The sequence below is a fragment of the Pseudomonas sp. MAG733B genome, from assembly GCF_036884845.1.
Classification (GTDB): domain Bacteria; phylum Pseudomonadota; class Gammaproteobacteria; order Pseudomonadales; family Pseudomonadaceae; genus Aquipseudomonas.
This window is the reverse complement of record NZ_CP145732.1, coordinates 1389740-1405641: the sequence shown is the minus strand read 5'-3', so window position 1 is coordinate 1405641 and position 15902 is coordinate 1389740. Positions and strand designations below refer to the sequence as shown.

14 protein-coding genes and 1 tRNA gene are annotated in these 15902 nt (G+C 58.3%); 4 read left to right on the top strand and 11 right to left on the bottom strand.

All coding sequences use genetic code 11. The annotated features are described in order from the left end of the window. Nucleotides 1-238: 238 nt before the first annotated feature. Together cra and V6Z53_RS06335 are read left to right on the top strand one after the other, a co-directional pair. Complete coding sequence (cra, locus tag V6Z53_RS06340; RefSeq protein WP_338584655.1) at nucleotides 239-1234, top strand: catabolite repressor/activator; 996 nt, start codon at nucleotides 239-241, stop codon at nucleotides 1232-1234. A 3-nt stretch (nucleotides 1235-1237) separates the two neighbouring features. After that, nucleotides 1238-2014 (top strand): TatD family hydrolase, encoded by a 777-nt coding sequence (locus V6Z53_RS06335; protein ID WP_338584654.1) that lies wholly within the window; start codon nucleotides 1238-1240, stop codon nucleotides 2012-2014. Here V6Z53_RS06335 and V6Z53_RS06330 read toward each other — a convergent pair whose 3' ends face one another. The 4 genes from V6Z53_RS06330 to ampD form a co-directional block, all read right to left on the bottom strand. Then, complete coding sequence (locus V6Z53_RS06330; RefSeq protein WP_338584653.1) at nucleotides 2015-2404, bottom strand: hypothetical protein; 390 nt, start codon at nucleotides 2402-2404, stop codon at nucleotides 2015-2017. A 242-nt stretch (nucleotides 2405-2646) separates the two neighbouring features. After that, nucleotides 2647-4677 carry a methyl-accepting chemotaxis protein gene (locus V6Z53_RS06325; protein WP_338584652.1) on the bottom strand — a complete coding sequence of 677 codons (2031 nt, stop codon included), beginning with the start codon at nucleotides 4675-4677 and terminating at the stop codon, nucleotides 2647-2649. 569 nt (nucleotides 4678-5246) lie between these two features. Further along, nucleotides 5247-6083: a regulatory signaling modulator protein AmpE gene (ampE, locus tag V6Z53_RS06320; protein WP_338584651.1), complete on the bottom strand. Its 837-nt coding sequence runs from the start codon at nucleotides 6081-6083 to the stop codon at nucleotides 5247-5249. Then, nucleotides 6080-6655, bottom strand: coding sequence for a 1,6-anhydro-N-acetylmuramyl-L-alanine amidase AmpD (gene ampD / locus V6Z53_RS06315; RefSeq protein ID WP_338584650.1), 576 nt, complete (start codon nucleotides 6653-6655; stop codon nucleotides 6080-6082). Before ampD ends, ampE begins: the two co-directional genes overlap by 4 nt. A 234-nt stretch (nucleotides 6656-6889) precedes the next feature. On the opposite strand from ampD, the gene nadC reads away from it, so the two are divergent. After that, nucleotides 6890-7738, top strand: a complete 849-nt coding sequence (gene nadC / locus V6Z53_RS06310; RefSeq protein ID WP_338584649.1) for a carboxylating nicotinate-nucleotide diphosphorylase — start codon at nucleotides 6890-6892, stop codon at nucleotides 7736-7738. A 108-nt stretch (nucleotides 7739-7846) separates the two neighbouring features. Here nadC and V6Z53_RS06305 read toward each other — a convergent pair whose 3' ends face one another. Beyond that, nucleotides 7847-8152, bottom strand: a complete 306-nt coding sequence (locus V6Z53_RS06305) for a DUF6388 family protein (RefSeq protein ID WP_338584648.1) — start codon at nucleotides 8150-8152, stop codon at nucleotides 7847-7849. A 296-nt stretch (nucleotides 8153-8448) separates the two neighbouring features. Here V6Z53_RS06305 and V6Z53_RS06300 point away from each other — a divergent pair, with 296 nt between their 5' ends. Beyond that, complete coding sequence (locus V6Z53_RS06300; RefSeq protein WP_338584647.1) at nucleotides 8449-8955, top strand: hypothetical protein; 507 nt, start codon at nucleotides 8449-8451, stop codon at nucleotides 8953-8955. Between the two features lie 8 nt (nucleotides 8956-8963). On the opposite strand, the gene V6Z53_RS06295 is transcribed toward V6Z53_RS06300, so the two are convergent. The 6 genes from V6Z53_RS06295 to infB all read right to left on the bottom strand — a co-directional run bounded on the left by V6Z53_RS06295 (nucleotide 8964) and on the right by infB (nucleotide 15888). Beyond that, nucleotides 8964-9039 (bottom strand) — tRNA-Thr (locus tag V6Z53_RS06295). A 138-nt stretch (nucleotides 9040-9177) separates the two neighbouring features. Then, on the bottom strand, nucleotides 9178-11283 hold the full coding sequence (gene pnp / locus V6Z53_RS06290) for a polyribonucleotide nucleotidyltransferase (protein WP_007915263.1): 2106 nt from the start codon (nucleotides 11281-11283) through the stop codon (nucleotides 9178-9180). Between the two features lie 216 nt (nucleotides 11284-11499). Then, nucleotides 11500-11769, bottom strand: a complete 270-nt coding sequence (gene rpsO / locus V6Z53_RS06285) for a 30S ribosomal protein S15 (RefSeq protein ID WP_046820615.1) — start codon at nucleotides 11767-11769, stop codon at nucleotides 11500-11502. Nucleotides 11770-11886: 117 nt separating this feature from the next. After that, nucleotides 11887-12804: a tRNA pseudouridine(55) synthase TruB gene (truB, locus tag V6Z53_RS06280; protein WP_338584646.1), complete on the bottom strand. Its 918-nt coding sequence runs from the start codon at nucleotides 12802-12804 to the stop codon at nucleotides 11887-11889. Between the two features lie 3 nt (nucleotides 12805-12807). After that, entirely contained in the window at nucleotides 12808-13209 is a 402-nt protein-coding gene (gene rbfA, locus V6Z53_RS06275) for a 30S ribosome-binding factor RbfA (RefSeq protein ID WP_034148332.1), read from the bottom strand. Between the two features lie 159 nt (nucleotides 13210-13368). Then, nucleotides 13369-15888, bottom strand: a complete 2520-nt coding sequence (gene infB / locus V6Z53_RS06270; RefSeq protein WP_338584645.1) for a translation initiation factor IF-2 — start codon at nucleotides 15886-15888, stop codon at nucleotides 13369-13371. Between the last annotated feature and the right edge of the window lie 14 nt (nucleotides 15889-15902).

The following is a 15902-nucleotide window of genomic DNA, read 5'->3' as shown; positions in this document are numbered from 1 at the left end:
TTACGCGCTTGTCGCAGGACAATATTTGGCGGTTTCACGGCAGAACCGGCAAAAAGCGCTGATAACGTAGAAAATACGCTTGCTGAAACGTTTAATCTAGAATGATTGGCACGTTACTCGATAATCTCTCAGTCTTGAAGCCCAATTGTCGGATGCGTGGCGACGATGGTCGACTGCCTGAATCGGGTAGGATTGACGAAAATGTCGGGCATGCTCGAAAAAACAAGGAACTCGCGGGTTGAAACTCAGTGATATCGCCCAGCTGGCCGGTGTGTCCGTTACCACCGCCAGCTACGTCATCAACGGCAAGGCCGAACAACAACGCATCAGCAGCGCGACCGTCGAGCGCGTGCGCGCGGTGGTCGAACAATACGGCTTCACGCCCAACCCCCAGGCCGCCGGGCTGCGCAGTCGCCACACCCGCACCCTGGGTTTCATTTTGCCGGACCTGGAAAACCCCAGTTACGCGCGAATCGCCAAGTTGCTGGAGCAAGGTGCGCGGGCACGCGGCTATCAGCTGCTGATCGCCAGTTCCGACGACGCACCGGAAAGCGAACGGCAATTGCTCAAACTGTTCCGCGCCCGACGCTGTGATGCGCTGATCGTTGCCAGTTGTCTGCCGACCGGCGACGACAGCTATCGGCAATTGCAGGCCAAAGGCATTCCGATCATCGCCATCGACCGGGTCATGGAGCCGGAACATTTCTGCTCGGTGATCAGCGACGATCGCGAAGCCAGCCTGCAACTGACTCGCAGCCTGCTCGACCCGCTGCCCAAGCAGATCGCCTTGATCGGTGCGCGTCCGGAGTTGAGCATCAGCCAGGAACGGGCCGCCGGATTCAAAGAGGCGCTGACCGGATTCAAAGGCGAAGTGCTGGTCGAACACGGCGAATCCTTCAGCCGTGAATGCGGCAAACAGTTGATGGAAGAGTTACTGCAACGCGTAGGGCATTTGCCCGAAGCGCTGGTGACCACTTCCTACGTGTTGCTGCAAGGCGTGTTCGATGCCTTGCACGACTTCCCGCTCAAGACTCGCCCGCTGCGCCTTGGCACATTTGGTGATACGCAATTGCTGGACTTCCTGCCGTTGCCAGTCAACGCCATGGCCCAGCAGCATCAGTTGATCGCCGATAAAGCACTGGAGCTGGCTCTGGCGGCCATCGAGCAATCGGATTACCAACCTGGCGTACAGGCCATCGCGCGTACGTTCAAGCAGCGGATTCGTCAGGACTGAGCCATGGACCTGATCGACACTCACACCCACCTGGACTTTCCGGACTTCGACACGGATCGTCAGGCGCTGATGACCGAAAGCCGCGCGCTCGGCGTGCGACAGATGGTGGTGCTGGGGGTTTATCAGGGTAATTGGCAGCGCGTGTGGGAGCTGGTGCAAAGCGATCCCGACCTGCATGCCGCGTTCGGCTTGCACCCGGTTTATCTGGACGATCATCGCCCCGAACATATGACGGAACTCGGCGACTGGCTGACGCGGCTGGCCGGTCACCGGCAACTGTGCGCGGTGGGTGAAATCGGCCTGGACTACTTCATCGAAACCCTCGACCGCGAACGTCAGCAAGCGCTGTTCGATGCGCAACTGCAACTGGCGGTGGACTTCAATCTTCCCGCGCTGATTCATGTACGGCGCAGTCACGCCGCGGTGATCGCCACGCTCAAGCGCTTCAAGTTGAAACGTGCCGGGATCATCCACGCCTTTGCAGGAAGCCGTGAAGAAGCCCGGGAATACATCAAGCTCGGCTTCAAACTGGGCCTGGGCGGTGCGGCGACCTGGCCGCAGGCACTGCGCATGCACCGCGTGCTCGCCGAGTTGCCGCTGGAATCGGTAGTACTGGAAACCGACTCCCCGGACATGGCGCCCGCCATGTTCCCCGGCCAACGCAACAGCCCGGCGCACCTGCCGGCGATCTGCGCGGCGCTGGCTGAAATAATGCTCATCAGCCCAGAGCAATTAGCCGCCGCCAGTACTGCCAATGCCTGTGAGTTGTTCGACTGGTAATCAGTCGGTGTGCGCCTTGGCGGCTTCTAGAATCAATGTCATGTGCTGACGCTGCCGGGCAAACCCTACGGCGATGAAGTAGACAAAAATCGCCAGCAACGAAGCGTTCAGCTGCTCCACGACGCTGAGCAGTCCGACCCACTCCAACACCAGTGCCACCAACAACGCAGTGCACACCGTGACCAACAGGCTCGCCTTCAACATGGCCACTGAGTCCAGCGACTTGAAGCGCTTGATCTGTTTCGGATCATTCAACTGCAAGGCTTTCTGGCAGTGGGAACAGGTGAAGGGTTCATTGATTGCAATGGCATTGAGCTGCCAGGGCTTGAGCAACAGCGTGCGCTGGCAATGGGCACAATGCCCCTGGATTCCAAGCGTTGCTGCGGACATGACTGGGCCTCCTCTGTGTCAGTGAAGTGGATCTTCCTTCATTGAAGACGAAATATCAGAGGGCGCAGAAAAACAGGAGAAATCCTACCTCGAATAAGGAAAAACACTACGAAGCCGTCAGGCGAGACACTAAACCTGTGGGAGCGGGTTTGCCCGCGAAGACGCCGGCACACTCAACATCAAAGTGACTGACAGACCGCTTTCGCGGGCAAGCCCGCTCCCACAGGAATCCAGGTGTTCCTTCAGACCCGGAACGCGCTGATCAGCTGTTTCAGCTCCACCACCTGCGCCGACAACGCGCGGCTGGCATCCTCAGTCTGGTGCGCACCTTCGGCGGTACGCTCGCCGGCGCGGTTGATCTCGACGATGTTCTGGTCGATGTCATGGGCCACGGCGGTTTGCTGCTCTACGGCGGCCGCGATTTGCTGGTTCTGGTCGACGATCATGCCCACCGCACCGAGGATATTTTCCAGCGCCTGCTGGACCTTTTCCGACTGGCCCACGGTGCCATTCGCCATCTCGTGGCTGACCCCCATCGCCTTCACCGCGGCGCCGACACCACCGTGGAGCCTGGCGATCATCTGCTCGATTTCCTCGGTCGATTGCTGCGTGCGCTTGGCCAGGGTCCGGACCTCGTCCGCCACCACCGCAAAACCACGCCCCTGCTCTCCGGCCCGCGCCGCTTCGATCGCGGCGTTCAGCGCCAACAGGTTGGTCTGCTCGGCAATGCTCTTGATCACTTCCAGTACACGGCTGATGGACTGACTGTCGCTGGCCAATTGATTGATCACCAGCACCGATTGATCGATCTCGCTCGCCAGCGCGGCGATACTGCCCTGCTGCGACTGCACCAACCCACGACCACTGATGGTTTCATCGTTGACGCTGTGGGCACTGCTGACCGCCGCAGCGGCACTGCGCGCAACCTCCAGTGACGTAGCCGACATCTGGTTCATCGCCGTGGCGACCTGCTCGATCTGCGTACGCTGACCGGCGACAGCCTGATTACTTTGCGCAGACACGTTTTCCACTTGCCCAGCCTGGCGCTCGACTTCGCTGACGGTTTGCCCGACGCGTTCGATGAGGTCATGGATTTTTTTCACGGTGCCATTGAACACCTCGCCCAACTCGCCCAGCTCATCGCGGCTGTGGGCACTGAACGTGACCGTCATGTCGCCGGCCGCCACTTTGTCCATCACCCCGCCAAGGCGTTTGAGCGTGGTGCGGGTCGAGAAATAGAAGCCGCCATACAGGTAAAAAATCAGTACAAACACCACCGACAGCGCTACAGCCTGCAGGATCATGTGCGTGCGGTTTTGCTCAAGGCGCTGCTGCAACTGGGTGTCGAGAAACTTCAGGGTGGCTTCATTGAGCTGGTAAGTCTGGTCCATCAGACCCGTGACCTGATCGTAAAAAGCCTGCCACGGCGCATCCAGCGTGTCGGCCATCACCACCTGTTCTTCGAACAACTCGCTGGCCTTTTTCAACGACGCCTTGCTGCTATCAGCCTGGGCAGCAAGGGTTTCCCGCGCGGCTTTGCTGGAGCTAAGCGCGTCCTGCAATTTCAAGCCATATTCGCCTTGAAGCTTTTCAATCTGCGACAGCAATTCATCAAAACGGGTGCTCGATGCCGAATTGAGGAAACCTTGCCCCAACGAATAGGAACCCATCGCCCGGCCTTCACCCAGAATCTGGGTGACACGCGGCGTGACGACGGTCACGAGCTCGCTCAACTGGCGCATGTCGCTCTGATTGTCTCGACTCAGGCCGGCCTGGCTGGTGACGATCTGGCTGAAAATCTGCGCGCTGCCGACCATTTTGCCGATCAGCGCACTTTTGCTTTGCAGGGAATTTTCCGTTTGCTGAGCCTTGAACACGGCGATCATTTCATCGCGCTTGCCGTCGAACACCGCGATCTGCTCCGGATCGGTGGTCATCGCGGTCAGCCCTTGCAGGCGCGCCAGAATGCTTTGTTCAAGCGTGGTGATCTGCGATTCGACGTTGCTGGCCTTGCCCGACTGACCGAGGGTGACGTTGATCTGCACCAGATTGTTCAGGGTTTCCAGATCGCGCCGTAGCGTCAGACTGCTGCCCAGCAAGTCGAGGCTTTGCAGCTCGATGCGGGTGCCCTGGAATTCGCGATAGGAGTCGCGCACCAGATAGAAATTGGTCACCAGCATCGGCACCAGGAACAGGACGCTGATCAAACTGAACTTCATGCCGAAGCTCAAGCGGTTCATCAGTGCAACGGCGGGATAGAGCAAGCTCTTCACTGGAAGTCTCCCTTTGATTTCTTATTTTTATTCGCAGGCGCAGCCAGGCAGCAGATAGCCACCATTGGGCGCTATTCCTGTATAGCTCAAAACAGGAGATGGTTTTGTAACTTAAGGTTAACGGAGGGGCGTTTTGGTTTGTTCGTGATGCAACCGCGAAATCAGGTCGGCTGTCAGACCGCCATCGCCAGCAGGCTGGCTCCCACAGTTGAAATGCGTACGAACCAAACAAGCAGGCCGGCCGGTAGGCCGCCTCGGTTGATCTTGATCCACCCGCCCCCTCGGGACGCTGAGTGGAGGTGTTCATCCGGGGAGTGGCGCGCAGCGCCGTTCGACGCAGTCGAACACGCTGCATGTAGGTCGTCGCGTAGCAGACCGGAGGGCAGTGTCCCGGATGGATACCGTAGCGAAGGAACCCCGAGCCCCAGCGAGGGGCGGTACGTTCGGGGCGAGCGTTTTTTTTGCTTACTTTTTTGAGGCGTTTGTCAAAAAAGTGAGTCGCCGTAAGGGCGAAACCGCCAGCCGCCGTTACCGCAGGAATGGATATGTACGCAACAAGCAAAATCGACCTAAGGCAACACCGTCCAAAGCGCAAACCCCGCATACCAAAGCACCGCCGCCCGCAGCAACAACTCCCAGATCCGATCAAGATTATTGATGCCCTCAGGCCCAACCACCGGCGCCGGGATTTCAGCCGCCACCAACCCGGCTTTCTCGATCAACTGCGCGGCACTGATGTTCCAGTTCAGCAACTCATGCAACATCACCCGACTCACCGCAACAAAATTGCCGACCAAGGCAAAACTCGCCGCCAGCAACCGCACCGGCACCCAATCAAACGCATGGCGCAACTGAGCAGCACGCTCGACCACCGCAGGGTTCTGCCCATGCTCCTCGGCCAAGGCGAGCAACCGATAACTCAGGGCAGCGACCGGCCCCAACAGGAAGTACCAGAAAATTACCGCGAAAAAGCTCTGGTACGCCTCCCACAACAAATGTCCTTCGACCCGCTCCAGCAGTTGCTCGCCACTGTCGGCGCAGATATCCAGGTCACGTTTGGCGACATGGGCCGCGGCTTGCAGGTCCTCTCGGCGCCAGGCATCACGAAACGGCCCGAGACCCGCCAGCAGATCACCGCGCCCCAGACTGTAAATCACCACCAGCAGATGCACCGGCAACGCCAGCAGCCCATAAGCCACCGGGTCCAGCACCAGCAACAGCAACCCCAACAGCGCAACCGGCAACAACACCAACACGAGCAAAACCAGCCATGGCTTTTTCGCCAGGCGCGGGCTGGACTCGAGTTTATGCAGCTCGCGCACCCAACCGCCATCTCGCTGAATCTGGTGGCGCAAGGCCGAGAACTTCTCGATCCATACCGCCAACAGCAACACCAGAAAACTCATTGTCGCTCCTCTTTTTCCACTGCGGCTTTAGCCAGCGCCGCGCGATAGCGTGCCCAGTCGAACGCCGGTCCCGGATCGGTCTTGCGCCCGGGCGCGATGTCGCTATGCCCGCAAATACGCTGTGGAGTAATGGCCGTGAAGACGTTTTGCAGTTGCCGGGTCAGGGCAATCAATGCGTCGTACTGAGCATCGGTGAACGGCAGATCATCCGTGCCCTCCAGCTCAATGCCCAGGGAAAAATCGTTACAGGTTTCCCGCCCCTCGAAACTCGAAACGCCAGCGTGCCAGGCGCGCTCAAGGCAGGATACAAACTGAGTGACCGCGCCATCACGCTCGATCAAAAAGTGCGCAGAAACGCGCAGATCGGCAATCCCCTCAAAGTAAGGGTGCTCCGTGACATCCAGACGATTCTGGAAAAATTCCTGCACCTTGCCCGTGGCGAATTGCGCCGGCGGCAAGCTGATGTTGTGGATCACCAGCAGGGAAATTTCGCCCGTGGGGCGCGCATTGAAGTTGGGTGAGGGGCACAAACGCACGTCCTGACACCAACCGCTCGCGGGGTCCAACTGCATACCGTTTCCTTCAACGATGACTGTGTTGGAGCCCAGTATGCCGCGATAGCCCCTCAGGACGCGATCACTTGCCGCGATTGAGTGCTCGCAGATTGCCGATCACCGCTTCAAGAGCCCGGTTGCGGGAGGGAATCGACCAAATGCAGGCTTCAGAGCGATGGCAACGTCTCGGATGCCTTGGGTTGCTCCGCGCCATGGCCCTATAATCGGGCCACTTTGTTTGTGGAGCCCGTTATGCCGAATCTACGTCTCGCCGATTTGACCGCCGAAATCGAAGCCAACGTGCGCCGTGCGTTGCTCGAAGACGTCGGCAGCGGCGACATCACCGCGCAATTGATCCCCGCCGAACGCCTGGCCAAAGCCACCATCATCACCCGCGACGCCGCCGTCATCTGCGGTACTGCCTGGGTGGATAACGTGTTTCGGCAACTGGACCCGCGAGTTGCGGTGCACTGGCAGGTCGCCGATGGCGAGCGGGTCAAGCCCAATCAAGTGTTGTTCCACCTCGAAGGCCCGGCTCGTTCGCTGCTGACCGGTGAACGCAGCGCGCTGAATTTCCTGCAACTGTTGTCCGGCGTAGCCACCCGCGCTCAGTACCTGGCCGACTTCGTGGCCCGGACTCAGGTGAAACTGCTGGACACCCGCAAGACCTTGCCGGGTCTGCGCCTGGCGCAAAAGTACGCCGTGACCTGCGGCGGTTGCCACAACCATCGCATCGGCCTGTATGACGCTTTCCTGATCAAGGAAAACCATATCGCCGCGTGCGGTGGCATCGCACAGGCTATCGCCGCCGCACACAAGATCGCGCCGGGCAAACCGGTGGAGATTGAAGTGGAAAGCCTGATAGAGCTCAAAGAGGCCCTGGCGGCGGGCGCCGACATCATCATGCTCGACGAACTGAGCCTGGATGACATGCGCGAAGCCGTACGTCTGAACGGCGGCAAGGCAAAACTGGAAGCCAGTGGCGGGATCAACGAAAGCACCTTGCTGCCGATCGCCGAAACCGGTGTGGACTACATCTCGATTGGTGCAATGACCAAGGACGTGAAGGCCGTTGACTTGTCGATGCGACTGAGTCTCTGAGCCACACAATAAACCTGTAGGAGCACGGCTTGCCGGCGATAGCGATCTTAAGGACGCTATCGCGGGCAAGCCTCGCGCCTACAAAAGCGGGTCAGTTAGAGTTTTTCGTCAAACCACCAGATTGTTCATCTCGCAGTACTCTTCCCACTCGACACCCAAGACCTCGGCGGCCTCTTTGTGCAACGCCAGGCGGGCAGCCTCGTACTCTTCCGGGCTTGATGTGTACTTGAGCGTCAGTTCCCACGGCTGCAAGCCCTGGGCTTCGGCCTCATCCTCGAACGCCCACTGAATCTGGTCTTTCTGATCGTCGGCCGGCAGGTCCTTGATCTCTTCTATCAGTTGGGGCGCATCCAGTGCGTACTTCTTCAGGGCTTCTTCGTGTCGTTGCTCTTGAGTCAATTCTTTCACGGTCATGGCGTTCTCGCTGATCATGGGAATGGAAGATGGATCTGGATCATCAAGGATCTCTCTGACGCAAAAAACCGATTGCAGCCCGGTTTGTCTGGCCTTCAGAACCATTCGGGATCATCTGAAAACTGCTGGGCGAAGCTCATGCAGGCACCGAATATAGGACTTTTGTCGGACGATTTACACGACTCTTTACATCCATCCCAAAAAAAAGAATTCACCGCCGGTGGCACTCGGGAACATTAGATCAGCCCCCGAGTCATAGCGATGTGCCATATGGCACTTCACATGGAACTCAAGTGATGCGTAGTTTTTCGAAGCTTTCGTCTGCACTGTCAGCCACCACAATCACGGCACTGCTGGGGATTCTGGCGCTACCGGGAACGGCACTGGCCGGCATTGAATTGAGTAATGGCTACTCGTCTTCCAGCGGCAAAATCACCGCGATTCAAAGTGAGTATGGCAAAGACGTCATGGTCAAGACAGATTTCGACGTCAGTGACCTGAAGGCAATGCAAACCACCCTCAACGATCAAGCGCGTCAGATCGAAGAACTCAAGCGCAGCAGCGGCTCCAGCTCAAGTTCAAGTGGCAAAGAGATCGACGAGCTCAAGCGCACCGTCAACGAGCAGGAGCGTGAGCTGGAGAATCTGAGCAAGCAGGTCGAAGAGTTGAAGCGCAACAGCGGCTCCAGCTCGAGTTCCAGCAACAGCGAGATATCGAATCTCAAACGGGAAGTCAGTGATCAGGATCGCGAAATGGATCAGCTCAAACGCACTGTCGACGAATTGAGAAGCAAGGTGAAGTAAGAGGGGGATGGTGCCCGAGACAGGAATCGAACCTGCGACCTTCGCGTTACGAGTGCGCTGCTCTACCAACTGAGCTACACGGGCAGTGGGCTAAACCTAGCATCGCGAAGCAATACCGGCAACTTCGACCCGTTTCCCGGTTTTTCATACGATAAAAAAAGGCCCCGCAGTTTTCACTGCGGGGCTTTTTTAAACGTTGAAGCGGTCAAGCCTGGCGGGTGATTAAACGCCCGAAGCCTTGGCTGCTGCTACGTCTTTGATGGACAGCTTGATACGGCCGCGGTTGTCCACGTCCAGTACCAGTACTTCCACTTCCTGGCCTTCTTTCAGGATGTCGGTCACTTTCTCTACGCGAGCGTCGCTCAGCATGGAGATGTGAACCAGACCGTCCTTGCCCGGCAGGATGTTGACGAATGCGCCGAAGTCGACGATGCGCTCAACCTTACCCACGTAGATCTTGCCGATTTCGGCTTCAGCGGTGATGCCCAGAACGCGCTGACGTGCAGCTTCAGCCGCTTCCTTGGTTTCGCCGAAGATCTTGATCGAGCCGTCGTCTTCGATATCGATCGAAGCCTTGGTCTCTTCACAGATCGCACGAATGGTCGCGCCGCCTTTACCGATGACATCACGGATTTTGTCGGTGTCGATTTTCATCGCGATCATGGTCGGTGCGTTGGCCGACAGTTCGGTACGCGACTGGCCGATGATCTGGTTCATCTGGCCGAGGATGTTCAGGCGCGCTTCCAGGGCTTGGCCCAGAGCGATCTCCATGATCTCTTCGGTGATGCCCTTGATCTTGATGTCCATCTGCAGCGCAGTAACGCCTTTGGCGGTACCGGCTACTTTGAAGTCCATGTCGCCGAGGTGATCTTCGTCGCCCAGGATGTCGGTCAGGACTGCGAATTTCTCGCCTTCTTTAACCAGACCCATGGCGATACCGGCAACCGGTGCCTTCATCGGTACACCAGCGTCCATCAGGGCCAGGGAAGCACCGCAAACGGAAGCCATCGAGCTGGAACCGTTGGATTCGGTGATTTCCGACACTACGCGGATGGTGTACGGGAACACGTCAGCGGCAGGCAGCATGGCCGAAACCGAACGACGGGCCAGACGGCCGTGACCGATTTCACGACGACCAGCACCACCCATGCGACCACACTCGCCTACCGAGAACGGAGGGAAGTTGTAGTGCAGCATGAACGGGTCTTTTTTCTCGCCTTCCAGGGTGTCCAGCAGCTGTGCGTCACGGGCGGTGCCCAGAGTCGCAACAACCAGAGCCTGGGTTTCACCACGGGTGAACAGAGCCGAGCCGTGGGTCTTTGGCAGAACGCCGACTTCGATGTTCAGCGGACGTACGGTCTTGGTGTCGCGACCGTCGATACGTGGCTTGCCGTTTACGATGTTTTCGCGAACGGTGCGGTATTCGATTTCGCCGAAAGCCGCTTTGACTTCGCTGGACGAAGGCTGGCCTTCTTCACCGGACAGCTTGGCAACAACCTGATCCTTCAACTCGCCCAGGCGAGCGTAACGGTCGGCCTTGACGGTGATGGTGTAAGCCTGGGAGATCGCTTCGCCGAACTCGGCACGGATAGCGCCCAGCAGTTCGGTGGCTTCTGGCGCAGGAGCCCAGGTCCAGGTTGGCTTGGCAGCTTCGGCAGCCAGTTCTTTAACAGCGTTGATCACAACCTGGAACTCGTCGTGAGCAAACAGTACCGCGCCCAGCATCTGGTCTTCGGTCAGCTCTTTGGCTTCCGATTCAACCATCAGCACAGCGTCCGAAGTACCGGCAACGACCATGTCCAGGCTCGAAGCAGCTTGTTGCTCGTAAGTCGGGTTCAGCAGGTAGCCGGTGCTTTCGTGGAAAGCGACGCGGGCTGCGCCGATCGGGCCATCGAAAGGAATACCGGAGATTGCCAGCGCAGCCGAGGTACCGATCATCGCAGCGATGTCCGGATCGGTCTTCTTGCTGGTGGAAACGACGGTGCAGACAACCTGCACTTCGTTCATGAAACCTTCTGGGAACAGCGGACGGATCGGACGGTCGATCAGTCGGGAAGTCAGGGTTTCTTTCTCGGAAGGACGGCCTTCACGCTTGAAGAAACCGCCAGGGATCTTACCGGCAGCGTAAGTCTTTTCCTGGTAGTGAACAGACAGAGGGAAGAAGCCCTTGCCTGGATCGGCTTGTTTGGCACCGACTACGGTCACCAATACGCTGACGTCGTCGTCAACGGTGACCAATACTGCGCCGGAGGCCTGACGGGCGATACGGCCAGTCTCGAGGGTAACGGTCGACTGACCGAACTGGAATTTTTTGATTACCGGGTTCACGGTGTCCTACCTTCTTTTGTGGCTCTTGGGGAAACGGGTTTCTTGCGAAATTCTTGGGCAATGTCGGGAATCGGCCCGACCGGTTGTCCGGGTGTACTCACACAGGTAAAGCAGTAAAGCAGACATCCAGATAAAACTTGAGGCTGGGAGCCTGCCATGCGCCGGCGGAAAACCGCTGACGCACGACAGACAACCAACCTCTAGCGCAATCGCTTATTAGCGACGCAGACCCAGGCGACCGATCAGAGCGCTGTAACGGCTCACGTCTTTGCCTTTCAGGTAGTCCAGCAGCTTACGACGCTGGTTAACCATGCGGATCAGACCACGACGGGAGTGGTGATCTTTACCGTTGGCCTTGAAGTGACCTTGCAGTTTGTTGATGTTGGCGGTCAGCAGTGCAACTTGCACTTCTGGCGAACCAGTGTCACCAACAGCTTGCTGGTAGTCAGCTACGATTTGAGCTTTTTCTTGAACGTCGAGAGCCATGAGGCAATCCTTTTATCAGGAAACTGTTTCAGAAAAACAGTTTCAACAGGCCAGGGACAAATCCCTGTATCTAAAAATGAGTAGTGACCGTGCCTGTTAACAGCCACCCTCGTTCGGTCATTCTGACCGAATCAGTCGACGTGGCGCGATGCGCCCGTCTTCGCTCACTTCACCGATACCGATGAAGCGACCATTGTGATCCTGTACCCGCACCATGCCGAACTTCGGAGCATCCGGGGCACGTACCGGCTGGCCGTTGAGCCAGTAGAACGCGCTCGCTTCCGAGAACTGCAGCAGTGGCCAATCCAGCAAGCCGCTGTCCGATGGCATCAGGAAGCGATCGACCGCTTCGTTGCCGCCTTCGGCATGTACCGCTTCCAGCTCTTCCAGGGTGACCGTCTGGGCTAGCGTGAAAGGCCCGGCCTGGGTACGTCGCAGTTCTGCCACGTAAGCGCCACAACCGAGTTGTTCACCAATATCCTCCACCAGGGTACGAATATAGGTGCCTTTGCTGCAATCCACTGCCAGTCGCGCAGTATCACCTTCGAAGGCCAGCAATTCCAAGCGCGCAATAGTAACAGAACGCGGTTCACGCTCCACTACTTCGCCAGCACGGGCCAGCTTGTACAGCGGTTGCCCATCACGCTTGAGTGCCGAGTACATCGGCGGTATCTGACTGATTTGACCGCGAAAACCCGGCAAAGCAGCTTCGACATCGGCGCGACCAACGGTCACCGGGCGCTCCTGCAAAACCTCACCCTCGGCATCCGCCGTGGTGGTGGTTTTGCCCAATTGCGCCAGGGTTTCATAACCCTTGTCGGAATCAAGCAGGTATTGCGAGAACTTGGTGGCCTCACCGAAGCACAACGGCAGCACGCCGGTGGCCAAGGGATCGAGACTGCCGGTGTGTCCGGCCTTCTCGGCGTTGAGCAACCAGCGAACCTTCTGCAAGGCCGCGTTGGAAGTGAACCCCAGCGGCTTGTCGAGCAGGATGATGCCGCTGACGTTACGACGGATACGTTTGACCTGAGCCACCGATTACTCCTTGGTGTCTTCGGCTTCTGCCGCAACCGGATGCTGATTGTCTTCAGCCACTGCGCGCTCGATCAATGCCGACAGGTGCGCACCGCGTACGACGCTTTCGTCGTAGTGGAAGTGCAACTGTGGAACGCTGCGCAGCTTCATTTCACGAGCCAACTGCATCCGCAGGAAACCGGCGGCGGAGTTCAGCACCTTGATGCTTTGTGCGATGTCTTCGGCGCTGTCCTGCCCCATCACGGTAATGAAAATCTTCGCGTGACCGACGTCACGGCTGACTTCCACAGCAGTAATGGTGACCAGGCCGACGCGCGGGTCTTTGACTTCGCGACGGATCAGTTGGGCCAGCTCGCGCTGCATCTGATCGCCGATACGTTGGGTACGGCTATATTCTTTTGCCATGTCTTGTTACCTGTAACTGCCCCACGGTGAAACCCGTAAGGTCTGAAAGCGGCAAACGCCCGGCCTGACAGAAGCCAGACCGGGCGTTGCGTTTAGAGTCCGGGCGATGCGCCGCACAGTTGCATGCGGCTGGCCATCGCGGCTCTTGAAGTGCGCGAGTTAGAGGCTGCGAGCAACCTGAACCTTCTCGAAGACTTCGATCTTGTCACCGACTTTGACGTCGTTGTAGCTCTTCACGCCGATACCGCATTCCATGCCGGCACGCACTTCGGAAGCGTCATCCTTGAAGCGGCGCAGGGATTCCAGCTCGCCTTCGAAGATAACGATGTCTTCACGCAGTACACGGATTGGACGGTTACGGTGAACAACACCTTCGATAACCATGCAACCGGCGATCGCGCCAAACTTCGGCGAACGGAACACGTCACGCACTTCGGCGATACCCAGGATGTTCTCGCGAACATCGCTGCCGAGCATACCGGTCAGGGCTTTCTTGACGTCTTCGATGATGTCGTAGATCACGTTGTAGTAACGCATATCCAGACCTTCCTGCTCGACGATCTTGCGAGCGCCGGCATCGGCACGCACGTTGAAGCCGAACAGTACAGCGTTGGAGGCCAGTGCCAGGTTGGCGTCGGATTCGGTGATACCACCGACACCGCCACCCACTACACGCACTTGCACTTCGTCGTTGCCCAGGCCGTTCAAGGCACCGTTCAACGCTTCCAACGAACCACGGACGTCGGATTTGAGGACGATGTTGAGCGTCTTCTTCTCTTCCTGACCCATGTTTTCGAAGATGTTTTCCAGCTTGCCGGCGTGAGCGCGAGCCAGTTTGACTTCGCGGAACTTGCCTTGACGGAACAGAGCCACTTCACGGGCTTTCTTCTCGTCGGCAACCACGCTCATCTCGTCGCCAGCGTCCGGGGTACCGTCCAGGCCGAGAATCTCGACAGGGATGGCTGGACCGGCTTCCTTGATTGGCTTGCCGTTCTCGTCGAGCATGGCACGTACACGGCCATAGTTCGAACCGACCAGGACCATGTCGCCTTGACGCAGGGTACCGTCTTGAACCAGAACGGTAGCCACCGGGCCACGGCCCTTGTCCAGACGGGACTCAACCACGACACCACGGCCAGGAGCCGATGGAGTTGCAGTCAGTTCCAGAACTTCGGCTTGCAGCAATACGGCTTCGAGCAGTTCGTCGACGCCAGTACCCATCTTCGCCGAGACCGGTACGAATGGAGTGTCACCACCCCACTCTTCCGACGTCACGCCGTGTACCGACAGTTCGCTACGGATGCGATCGAGGTCGGCGCCCGGCTTGTCGATCTTGTTCACTGCCACGACCAGCGGAACACCGGCGGCCTTGGCATGCTGAACAGCTTCGATGGTCTGCGGCATCACGCCGTCGTCCGCTGCAACCACCAGGATCACGATGTCGGTCGCCTTGGCACCACGGGCACGCATTGCGGTAAACGCGGCGTGACCAGGGGTATCGAGGAACGTCACCATGCCACGGTCGGTTTCAACGTGGTATGCACCGATGTGCTGGGTGATACCACCGGCTTCGCCAGCAGCAACCTTGGCACGACGGATGTAGTCGAGCAGGGAAGTTTTACCGTGGTCAACGTGGCCCATTACGGTCACGACTGGAGCACGGGAAACCGCCTCACCTTCAAACTTCAGGGACTCAGCCAGGGAATCTTCCAGGGCGGTGTCGCTGACCAGGGTCACTTTGTGGCCCAGCTCTTCAGCAACCAGTTGGGCAGTTTCCTGATCCAGTACCTGGTTGATGGTCGCTGGAGTACCCAGTTTGAACATGAACTTGATGATTTCAGCAGCCTTGACCGACATCTGCTGGGCCAAATCGCCCACAGTGATGGTCTCGCCAATCTTCACTTCACGCACGACAGGGCCGGTTGGGCTCTGGAAACCGTGGGCGTTGCGTTTTTTCAGCTTGGCCTTGCCGCGACCACCACGACGGAAGCCATCGCTTTCTTCGTCGGTAGTACGTGGAGCAACGCGTGGTGCAGGCGCTTTCTCTTTGACCGAAGCACGATGCGGAGCGTTTTTGCGCTCGCCATCGCCACTACCGCGACGATTGTTATCGTCGGCACGTGGTTTGTCCGGACGGCGTGGTTCGTCACGCTTGCGAGCGTCGGCAGCTGGCGCTGCAGCCACGACCGGTGCGCTTTCACGCACAGGCTCTGCCACTGCAACAGGTGCGGCAACAGGTTCGGCTGGAGCGGTCGGCGCAGCAGCAGGCTGGCGACGCGCTTCTTCTTCGGCGCGACGCTTGGCTTCTTCTTCAGCCTTCTGACGTGCAGCATTTTCTACTGCGCGACGTTCATCCAGTTCACGCTTGCGCTCGGCTTCGATTTCTTCCGGGCTGCGCTGTACGAAGACTTTCTTCTTGCGTACTTCAACGCTGATGCTTTTGCTGCCAGCAACACGCAGGGTGCTGGTGGTTTTACGCTGCAGCGTAATCTTGCGTGGTTCTTCCACTTTCGCCTTGTGGCTGCTTTTCAAGTGAGTCAGCAAAGATTGCTTCTCACTGTCAGTCACACTTTCTTCGGCGGCGGTGTGCGGCAGACCTGCCTCACGCATCTGCTGCAACAGGCGCTCTACCGGTGTTTTGACCTCATCGGCCAGTTGTTTCACCGTGACTTGCGTCATGCACTTCTCTCCTC

Bases quoted from the DNA above. Each gene is read 5' to 3' on its own strand.
- ampD (WP_338584650.1), bottom strand. From the start codon at position 6,655: ATGCAGTTGGACCCCGCGAGCGGTTGGTGTCAGGACGTGCGTTTGTGC.
- V6Z53_RS06300 (WP_338584647.1), top strand. From the start codon at position 8,449: ATGCGTAGTTTTTCGAAGCTTTCGTCTGCACTGTCAGCCACCACAATC.
- infB (WP_338584645.1), bottom strand. From the start codon at position 15,888: ATGACGCAAGTCACGGTGAAACAACTGGCCGATGAGGTCAAAACACCG.
- V6Z53_RS06335 (WP_338584654.1), top strand. From the start codon at position 1,238: ATGGACCTGATCGACACTCACACCCACCTGGACTTTCCGGACTTCGAC.
- V6Z53_RS06330 (WP_338584653.1), bottom strand. From the start codon at position 2,404: ATGTCCGCAGCAACGCTTGGAATCCAGGGGCATTGTGCCCATTGCCAG.
- ampE (WP_338584651.1), bottom strand. From the start codon at position 6,083: ATGAGTTTTCTGGTGTTGCTGTTGGCGGTATGGATCGAGAAGTTCTCG.
- rbfA (WP_034148332.1), bottom strand. From the start codon at position 13,209: ATGGCAAAAGAATATAGCCGTACCCAACGTATCGGCGATCAGATGCAG.
- V6Z53_RS06305 (WP_338584648.1), bottom strand. From the start codon at position 8,152: ATGACCGTGAAAGAATTGACTCAAGAGCAACGACACGAAGAAGCCCTG.
- nadC (WP_338584649.1), top strand. From the start codon at position 6,890: ATGCCGAATCTACGTCTCGCCGATTTGACCGCCGAAATCGAAGCCAAC.
- rpsO (WP_046820615.1), bottom strand. From the start codon at position 11,769: ATGGCTCTCGACGTTCAAGAAAAAGCTCAAATCGTAGCTGACTACCAG.